Annotated in this window: 1 protein-coding gene; it reads right to left on the bottom strand. The window is 76.8% G+C overall.

The genetic code is table 11. The features are described from left to right. Window positions 1-2,776, bottom strand: a 2,776-nt coding sequence (locus ACTUAL_RS11155; protein WP_440900201.1) for a beta-ketoacyl synthase N-terminal-like domain-containing protein, incomplete at both ends; no start/stop codon positions are given.

The raw sequence follows: 2,776 nt of genomic DNA, 5'->3' as shown, positions 1-2,776 counted from the left end.
CCCGCGTCGCGGCGACCCGGCCCTGGTCGCGCAGCCGCGCGCCGGGGTGGCGGTCGGCGCGCTCGACGATCGCGGCCCCGGAGTCGTTGCCGCGCAGCAGGAACAGCTCGACCGGCCACTCGTGGAGCGCGTGCCGGGCGGGCGGCTGGTCGTGGGCGCGCAGCACCACGTGGAAGTTGGTGCCGCCGAAGCCGACCGCGCTGACGCCCGCGACGCGGTCGGCGGGGGCGGCGGCCCACGGGCGGGCGGTGGCGTGGAAGGTGAACGGGCTGGTGTCGCGGTCCCAGGCCGGGTTCGGCTTGCTCAGGTGCAGGGTCGGCGGGGTGACGCCGTGGTGCAGCGCGAGCGCGGTCTTGATCAGCCCGGCCAGGCCCGCCGCGCACTTGGTGTGGCCGATCTGGGACTTGACCGAGCCGACCGCGCACGAGCCGGGCCGCGCGCCCGCCTCGGTGAACACCTCGGTGAGGGTGCGCAGCTCGGTGCGGTCGCCGACGACGGTGCCGGTGCCGTGCGCCTCCACGAGACCGACCCGCGCCGGGGAGATCCCGGCGGCGCGGTAGGCGCGGGTGAGGGCGGCGCGCTGGCCCTCGGGGCGCGGGGCGGTGAGGCCGAGGGCGCGGCCGTCGCTGGCGCTGCCGACGCCGTCGATGACCGCGTAGACCCGGTCCCCGTCGCGCTCGGCGTCCTCCAGGCGCTTGAGCACGACGCAGGCGACGCCCTCGCCGAGCGCGATGCCGTCGGCGGCGTGGTCGAACGTGGCGGAGCGGCCGGTGGGCGACAGGGCGTGCACGGAGGCGAACATCAGGAAGTCGTTGATGACGTTGTGCAGGTCCGCGCCTCCGCACAGCACCAGGTCGCTGCTGCCGGTGACGAGCTCCTTGCAGGCCACGTCGACGGCGGTGAGCGAGGAGGCGCAGGCGGCGTCGACGGTGTAGTTGGCGCCGCCGAGGTCCAGGCGGTTGGCGACGCGGCCCGCGATGACGTTGGCGAGCACGCCGGGGAACGAGTCCTCGGTGAGCCTGGGCAGCTGGGCGTCGAGCGCGGGCGGCACGGAGCCGAGGTAGGCGGGCAGGGTGGTGCGCAGGGTGGTCGCGCCGGACAGGTCGCTGCCGGACTCCGCGCCGAACACCACGGAGGTGCGGGAGTGGTCGGTGCTCGCGTGCGGGTAGCCCGCGTCGAGCAGCGCCCTGCGGGAGGCTTCGAGCGCGAGCAGCTGCACGGGTTCGATGGCGCCGAGGGAGGCGGGCGGGATGCCGTAGGCGAGCGGGTCGAATCCGATGGGCGGCAGGAAACCGCCCCACTTGGACGGGGTGCGCTCGCCGTCGCCGTCCGGGTCGTAGTACAGCTCGGGGTCCCAGCGCTCCGGCGGGACCTCGGTGACGCTGTCGCGACCGGCGAGGACGTTGGCCCAGAAGGAGGGCAGGTCGGGCGCGCCGGGGAACATGCAGGCCATGCCGACGACGGCGACGCGCAGCGGCTTCGGCTCGGGGGCGGTGCGGCGCGGGGCGGCGGCGCGGACCTCCTCCTCGCGCCGGGCCAGGTGCGCGGCGGAACCGGCGGTGACGTCGGCGTGCAGGTCGGCGATCGTGGTGGTGGCCGAGCGCAGCACGCTGACCTCTCCGGCCATGAACATGCCCTCGGCGGCCTGCCGCTCGTGGTCGACGTCGCGCAGCTCGTCGCCGACGCGCTCGACGCCCTTGCTGGCCACGCGCAGGCGGCCGACGTTGAACCGCTCCAGGCGCTCCCACGCCTCCCGGTCGGGGACGCCGTCGCGGGCGAGGTCGGCGCGCAGGGCGGCGAAGTCGCCGGTGAAGCCGCTGGCGACGCAGCGGGTGGCGTGGCCGGGGGCGGTCTGGAGCAGGTCGGTGCGGGTGGCGGTGACCACGTGCCGCTGGAAGACCTCGCCGATCGCGCCCGCGTCGACGGCCTCGGCGGTGAACAGGTAGGCGGTGCCCATGAGGACGCCGACCTCCACGCCCGCCCGGACCAGCGGGGCGGCGAGCGCGGCGACCATGGCGGCCGAGCGCGCGTCGTGCACGCCGCCCGCGAAGAGCACCGCCGTTCCGGCTCCCGCCCTGTGCTCCAGGAGGACGTCCACTTGGGACTCCCAGAGCGGGAAGCTGTTGCGGGGCCCCACGTGCCCGCCGCACTCGGCGCCCTCGAACACGAACTTGCGGGCGCCCGCCGCGAGGAACTGGCGCAGCAGGCCGGGTGAGGGGACGTGCAGGAAGGTGGAGACGCCCTTGGCCTCCAGCGCGGCGGCCTGCGCGGGACGGCCGCCCGCGATGATGGCGTGGCTGGGCCGGACCTCCTCGACGACGGCGAGCTGCGCGGCCCGCACGTCCTCGGCGGCGAACCCGAGGATGCCGACGCCCCAGGGCTTCCCGCCCAGCTCGGCGCGGGTGCGTTCGAGCAGGGCGCGGGTCTGGTCCGCCCCGGAGAGCGCGAGGGCGACGAACGGCAGGCCGCCCGCGTCGGCGACGGCGGCGGCGAAGGCGGGGCTGTCGCTGACCCGCGTCATGGGGCCCTGGGCGACGGGGAGGGCGGTGCCGAGAGCGCTCTCACGTTGCGGGGCAAGGGGTTCTGCCCACGAGCGCGCGTCCGGCGGGTCACCGGGCAGCGCGGCGGCGGCGGTCGACGGCGTGCGCTGGGTTCGCGCCGCGCTCTGGTCGCCGAGCAGGGCGGTGCGGGCGGCGTCGTCGGCGAACGCGCCGGTGATCGCGTCGCGCACCCCGCGCACGGCGGCGGCGACGGTGGGCCAGCGGCGGGGGAACGC

This window comes from Actinosynnema sp. (assembly GCF_052038725.1).
Note: the sequence above shows the minus strand (reverse complement) of the source record. Positions and strands in the feature narration are given on the sequence as shown.